This is a genomic window from Novosphingobium rosa NBRC 15208 (genome assembly GCF_001598555.1).
Lineage (GTDB): Bacteria > Pseudomonadota > Alphaproteobacteria > Sphingomonadales > Sphingomonadaceae > Novosphingobium > Novosphingobium rosa.
In genome coordinates, this window is record NZ_BCZE01000087.1 from 22,255 (window position 1) to 28,881 (window position 6,627).

The 6,627-nt window shown below is 64.1% G+C and carries 4 protein-coding genes; 3 read left to right on the top strand and 1 reads right to left on the bottom strand.

What is annotated here, in order from left to right; translation table 11 throughout:
• Positions 1-22 precede the first annotated feature (22 nt).
• Positions 23-2,545, bottom strand: coding sequence for a heavy metal translocating P-type ATPase (locus SR3_RS25730; RefSeq protein ID WP_245654100.1), 2,523 nt, complete (start codon positions 2,543-2,545; stop codon positions 23-25).
• Positions 2,546-2,612: 67 nt separating this feature from the next.
• Between SR3_RS25730 and SR3_RS25735 the strand changes: the two genes are divergently transcribed.
• From SR3_RS25735 to SR3_RS25745, 3 genes are all read left to right on the top strand, one after another.
• Positions 2,613-3,032, top strand: coding sequence for a MerR family transcriptional regulator (locus tag SR3_RS25735; RefSeq protein WP_068092670.1), 420 nt, complete (start codon positions 2,613-2,615; stop codon positions 3,030-3,032).
• Between the two features lie 183 nt (positions 3,033-3,215).
• Positions 3,216-5,132, top strand: a complete 1,917-nt coding sequence (locus tag SR3_RS25740) for a cytochrome c/FTR1 family iron permease (RefSeq protein ID WP_068092672.1) — start codon at positions 3,216-3,218, stop codon at positions 5,130-5,132.
• A gap of 98 nt (positions 5,133-5,230) precedes the next feature.
• Positions 5,231-6,445, top strand: coding sequence for an IS701 family transposase (locus SR3_RS25745; protein WP_218018888.1), 1,215 nt, complete (start codon positions 5,231-5,233; stop codon positions 6,443-6,445).
• Positions 6,446-6,627: the final 182 nt, after the last annotated feature.

Sequence of the window (6,627 nt, forward strand, 5' to 3'; positions counted from 1 at the left end):
CTTCGCTGCCTGGGTAGCCGAATTATCGAACCCGCTGATCGCGACCGACAAGGCGCATACCGTTGAGCACGACCAGCAGCGAAGCGCCGACATCCGCAGCGATGGCGCCCCAGAGCGACGCCATGCCGATCAGTGTCATGCCTGCGAAAACAAGCTTTACCGCCAGCGAGAAGCCGATGTTCTGCCGGATCACGGCGAGCGTCGCCCTCGAATGCCGAATGAGCCACGGCAGGCGGGAGAGATCGTCCTGCATCAGCGCGATATCCGCCGTTTCGATCGCTGCATCGCTGCCAATCGCGCCCATGGCGATACCGAGGCCCGAGCGCGCCATCGCCGGCGCGTCGTTGACGCCGTCACCGACCATGGCGACAAGTCCGTGCTGCGCCACCAGCCTTTCTATCGCCGCGACCTTCTGTTCGGGAAGCAGTTCGGCGTGAATCTCGTCCACGCCGGTGTCACGCGCGATGGCCTGGGCAGGCGCATGACTGTCTCCGGTCAACATGACGATCTGCGCGATGCCAAGCTCATGCAGTTGCGCGACGATCTGCCTGGCCTCGGGGCGCACCGCGTCGCCGACCGCAATCAAGCCGATGACTACCTCCGCCTCACCGACAATGAGCCCGGTCAGCCCTGCTGCGGCTATGCGCTGCAGCTGTGCGGAAAGCGCTTCACCGCCTGCGTCCCCAAGTCGTTCGCCAAGATAGCCCGGGGATCCGACCCAGACCTCGCGGCCATCGATCGTGCCAATGACGCCTTTGCCGGGCAACGCCGTCACGGCCTTTGCGGGGACCACCCCAACACCGCGTTCCGCCGCGGCATCGAGGATTGCGCGTGCAATAGGGTGCTCGCTTCGTGCTTCGACGGCAGCAGCAACCGCCAGCAGTTCTAGCTCGTCCCGGCCGCCAAGCGAGACCAGTTCGACCACCTTGGGACGTCCAAGCGTGAGCGTCCCCGTCTTGTCCATGGCGATCGCGGTGATACGGGCAGGCGTCTCGAGATGGACGCCGCCCTTGACCAGCACGCCCTGCCTGGCCGCGCCGGTCAGCCCCGCGACGATGCTGACGGGGGTCGAGATGACCAGGGCGCAAGGGCAGGCGATGACCAGCAGCACCAGCGCCTGATAAAACCAGGCGGCCCAGCTCCCCCCGAGCAGGAGCGGTGGCACGAGGAATACCGCTAGCGCAAGCGCCATCACGACCGGCGTGTAAATCCGCGCGAAGCGTTCCACCCACTGCTCGGTCGGCGCCCGCTTGCTCTGGGCCTCGCCGACCATACGGACAATGCGGGCCAGTGTCGTGTCGGAGGCCGGCCGCGTTGTTACGATCTCGATCGCGCCCATGCCGTTGATGGTCCCGGCAAAGACCGTTGCGCCATACGCGACGGCGACGGGGACGCTCTCGCCCGTAATCGGCGCCTGATCGACCGCGCTCGTCCCAGCAACTACGCGTCCGTCGAGCGGAATCTTTCCGCCGGGCGGAACGATAACCTGTGTACCGACCGCGACGTCAGCGACCGGCACATCCTTCTCGACGCCTGCGGCATCCCGTATCCGGGCAGTGTCGGGCGCGATGTCCATGAGTGCGGCGACGGCGCGGCGGGCACGTCCGAGGCTCCATGCTTCGAGCGCTAGCGCAAGAGCGAAGAAGAACGCGACCGTCGCCGCTTCGAACCATTGGCCGATCCCAAGGGCACCCGCCACCGCGACGATCATGAGCAGGTTCATATCCGGCCGGAGCCGCCGCGCCGCGAGGACCGCCTTGGGGGCGACGTACCGAACCGCCGCGAGGATCGCCAGGGAATAGGCGAGCATGGCGAGGAGGGGTGGATGAGCCTCTCGCGCCAGACTCTCGTGCAGCACCGCTGCGAGGCCGCTCGTGCGGACATGGATCGCAAAGCCCGCCGCGACCAACACGCCGCTGGCGATCGTCAGCGCCGCCTGGATGCGGCGCCGACGCTGCTCGGTTTGCGCACCGGCACTCTTCTCGCCGTCTTTCCAGAGTTCGACGCGCATACCGGTGCGCTCGACCGCCTTCAATATTGCGGCATGATGCTCGGCGTCAGCAGCACCTGCGACCGACATGCGGCCATTGATAAGATCAAACGACAGGTTCCCCAACCCAACAACCGGCCCGACTTCGCGCTTGAGAACCGCGACTTCGTCACCGCAGTCCATGCCGTGGATCTTGAAGATGACACTGTCCGGACGGTCGGAAAGCATCTGTTCGACAGGCGCCGGTTCGCTCGAGCAGCCGCTGCAACCGCCCGCCTCTGCTTTATCTTCGGTGAACGCATTCGCGGTTAGCAATTCGGCTGTCATCCCGGTGGTCGCTACGGCCTCGATCACTGCCTCCACCCCAATGCCGGAGTCGACGTCGACATCAAGGAAACCGTGCTTCGGCTGGAACGACAGACGCTGCTCGTCTCCGATAAGGGGGACGAGGACCTCCTTGAGAAGGCGAACCTCATTCTGGCAGTCGAGCCCGCGGACCTTGAAGCGCCACCAGCGCTCCATCGCTATAGCGCGCGCGTCGGTTTGCTCGACCATATCGTCACCTCGACTCTTCGACATGACATCCTCTATAAAGCCTGAAGTCACTAGAGGGTCAAACGATATGTCCGTCGAGCTACTCAGCATCGGAAAGCTCGCCACCGCGACCGGAACGAAGGTAGAGACAATTCGCTACTATGAGAGTGTGGGCTTGCTTCCCCCACCGGGGCGGACGAAGGGCAATTATCGGGCCTACTCGGCGCAGCATCTTGCCCGGCTCAGCTTCATCCGCCGCGCACGCGCGCTGGGTTTCTCGATCAGCCAGGTCCAGGAGCTTCTCAAGCTCGCTGACCAGAAGGACATCTCGTGCAAGGCCGTGGACATGATCGCCCGCGAACATCTGGCCGAGATCGACCGAAAGCTTCGGGATCTGAATACTCTACGGTCTGAACTGAGCAGCGTGATCGTCCAGTGTCGGCACGGCACCATTTCGGAATGCCGTATCATCGAAACCCTGGCGCCGGATTCCGCGGCGGGCGGTTAGGAGGGGCGGCAGACTCAGGATTGCTTTCGCGGTTAGCTACGCTAATGCAAACAAGTCGCAAAAACTGCTTGACCCTCTAGGGGCTAGAGGGTCTAAAGGAAGCGGATGTTTATGTCCTCAAGCAGCCTCCGCCTTTTGTCGATTCGCGGGCGAGCACCCTCACTCCACCGATGGGTGCTCCGCATGTTGGCGGTGCTTGGTGCTGCGGCCTGTGCATTGGGCGCAAGCGCCATAGCCCAAGCCGAAACGGCTGACGTTCAGACCGCATGGCGGCTGCTCGATTATATGGCGGTCGACTATGGCGGCGCGGTCTCCGGCGGCAAGATCAAGAGCGCGTCCGAGTATAGCGAAATGACCGAGTTTGCAGCGTCGGTCTCTGCGCGTCTCGCCGCGCTGCCGCCAACACCCGAGCGCAGCAAGCTTATCGATCGTGCGGCACGGCTTCAGGCGGTCGTGGCCGCCAAAGGCTCACCGAACCAGGTTGCCGATCTTGCCCATGGTCTCGCCGCCGATCTGCTCAAAGCCTATCCGGTCCCGCTTGCTCCGACCAAGGCACCCGATTTTGCCCGCGGTGCGACGCTCTTCGCCCAGAATTGCTCGAGCTGCCACGGTGCTGCTGGCGATGGCCGTAGCCCGAATGCCGCCAAGCTCGCCACCCCGCCGATCGCGTTCACCGATGTTACCCGCGCTCGCCAGCGCAGCCCCTTCGCGTTGTATCAGGTGATAGATCAGGGCATCGATGGCACCGCGATGCAGAGCTTTTCATCGCTTCCGACCGATGATCGATGGGCACTCGCCTTTTATGCTGGGCATTTCGCCTTTTCCGATGCGGCTGCCAAGGAAGGTGAACGACTCTGGAAAGCCGATCCCGGCCTTCGTCAGCGGATTCCCGACCTGACAGCGCTGGCCGGACTGACCCCGGAAGCCCTCGCCAAGGACGTGGGAGCCGACAAGGCTGATGCGGTCATTGCCTATCTGCGCCGCCACCCTGACGCCGTGGTTCAGCACGCCCCCGGCTCGCTCGACGTCGCGCGCGCGAAGCTTGGACTGAGCCTCGCGGCCTACCGCGCGGGCGACCGCCACGCTGCCCAGGAACTCGCGCTCTCCGCCTATCTCGACGGGTTCGAGCCGCTCGAGCCGATGCTGACCGCGCGCGATGCGACGCTCATGGGGCATATCGAGAGCGCCATGGGCGAATTTCGCGCATCGCTCCAGCAAGGCCGCCCCGCTGACGAGGTAGCCACGCGCGTCCAGGTGCTCGATGGTCTGTTCGACGACGCGGAAGCCGCACTGTCACCGGATGCCGCGAGCAGCGCATCGACTTTCATCGGCGCTCTTACCATCCTGCTCCGCGAGGGGCTGGAAGCGCTGCTGATCGTCGTCGCTATGATCGCCTTCTTGCGTAAGGCCGAGCGCCCCGAAGTGCTGCCCTATGTTCATGGTGGTTGGATCGGGGCACTGGCCGCAGGCGCCGTGACCTGGGCGATCGCAACCTACGCGATCGGAATCAGTGGCGCGAGCCGGGAGCTCACCGAAGGGTTTGGATCGCTGTTCGCCGCCGTCGTCCTGCTCTCCGTGGGAATCTGGATGCACGGCAAGGCCCAGGCGGACCAATGGCAGCGCTACATCCGAGAAAAGATGTCACGCGCTCTATCGCGGCAGTCGGCCTGGTTCCTGTTCGGCCTGGCCTTCATCGTCGTCTATCGCGAGGTGTTCGAGACCATTCTGTTTTATGCAGCGCTCTGGACCCAGGGCAATGGCGGTATCATGCTGGCAGGCGCCGGCTCGGCGGTCCTGCTGCTCGGCCTCGTTGCCTGGGCGATGCTGCGCTACAGTCGCGACCTGCCGATCGCGAAGTTCTTCGCCTATAGCGCCTGGCTGATGGCGCTCCTCACCATCGTGCTCGCCGGCAAGGGCGTGGCCGCGCTGCAGGAAGCCGGCATCATCGACATTGCGCCGCTTGGCGGTGGAATTCGTGTTTCTATGCTCGGCATCTTCCCGACCGTGCAGTCGATGGGCGCCCAGTTGCTGATGATCGTCGCTGTGGCCGGCGGGTTCATTCTCAACCGGCGCCGTGCCGTCGAGGCAACCACCCGATGAAGATCGGAGCAGGAGGCGTCACCTTAACTCTCTAGTACTACAGTTGCATTTGAAGTCGTTTTCTGATTCTCTGCGCGTGGTCAGCGGAGGATTGGATCATGGCGGTTGCGGAGTGGGCGGGGACGCTGGCTGATTGGCGAGCAGCGTTTGACGAGTTGAAGGCGCATCTTGCGCCGGCGCTGGGCCGGGCGGAGACGCGGGCCTCGGCCGGAGCTTTCATCGACGGGCTGCTTTCGGGCGCGGAGCGCAAGACGGGATGGATGCTGGCAGAGGAGGCGGGGCTGGATCGGCCCTATCGGATCCAGTCGCTGCTCGGCCGAAGCGCCTGGTCGGCCGATGTGCTGCGTGAGCGCGTGCAGGATTACGTCATGACCGCGCTTGGCGACAACGACGGCGTTCTTGTTGTGGATGAGACGGGTTTTGTGAAGAAAGGTGCGCATTCGGTTGGGGTGGCGCGGCAATATTCGGGTACGGCCGGGCGGATCGAGAACAGCCAGGTCGGCGTGTTTCTGGGCTATGCCAGTCGCTACGGTCACGCCCTGATCGATCGCCGGCTCTATCTCCCCCAGTTCTGGGCCGAGGACAGCGAACGTCGCCGGAAGGCGAGCGTGCCGGAGGATATTGCCTTCTCCACCAAGCCGGCCATGGCGCGCGAGATGATCGCCGCCGCCCTGGATGCCGGAATCTCCTGCGCCTGGGTGCTGGCCGATGCGCTCTATGGCTCGGATTACAAGTTGCGCCGCATGCTGGAGGATCGCGGTCAGCCCTATGTCCTGGCGGTGCGTTCCAACCAGCATCTGCGGTTCCTCACGCATGAAGGCCTTGTCCAGAACGATCCCGCTTATCTGGCAGGGGAGCTCGAAGCAGGTGCCTGGCATGCTCTGTCGGCGGGTGAAGGCGCCAAGGGGCCACGGCTGTATCACTGGGCACGCCTGCCATTGAACTGGACAACGCAAGACGGTTTCGAACGCTGGCTGCTTTTCCGCCGCAGCCTCAAGAAACCCGACGAGATTGCCTACTATTTCGCTCATGCGCGCGAAGGGGCTTCGCTCGCGGAACTGGCTGGAGCCGCGGGCCTGCGCTGGACTATTGAGGAATGCTTCCTGCGCGCCAAGGATGATCTCGGTCTCGATCATTGCGAGGCCCGCTCCTGGCATGGCTGGCATCGCCACATGACGCTGGTCATGGCCGCCGCAGCATTCCTCGCCAAGCTCGCCGCCGATCAGCGCCGCGCCGCCTGGATCCACGCTCAACCCGAACTCGGCGACCCAGGCAAACGGGACAAAACGAGTCCGTACCGACGGGCAGCATGACGCGCTTACTTCAGGGCCTCCTCACAACTCCGGAAATCCGACGGCTCATCGCGAAGCTCATCCTCGCAACCAAGACCCATCCCGCCGCAATCTGGGCATGGTCCCGATGGAGACGAATACACCAGTCTGTTGCAGCTCACTGCCACCGAAGAAAACGCCTGCAACCGCAACTGTAGTACTAG

Coding starts and splice junctions, on each gene's coding strand:
- SR3_RS25730 (WP_245654100.1), bottom strand. CDS start 2,545: ATGGTCGAGCAAACCGACGCGCGCGCTATAGCGATGGAGCGCTGGTGG.
- SR3_RS25735 (WP_068092670.1), top strand. CDS start 2,613: ATGTCCGTCGAGCTACTCAGCATCGGAAAGCTCGCCACCGCGACCGGA.
- SR3_RS25740 (WP_068092672.1), top strand. CDS start 3,216: ATGTTGGCGGTGCTTGGTGCTGCGGCCTGTGCATTGGGCGCAAGCGCC.
- SR3_RS25745 (WP_218018888.1), top strand. CDS start 5,231: ATGGCGGTTGCGGAGTGGGCGGGGACGCTGGCTGATTGGCGAGCAGCG.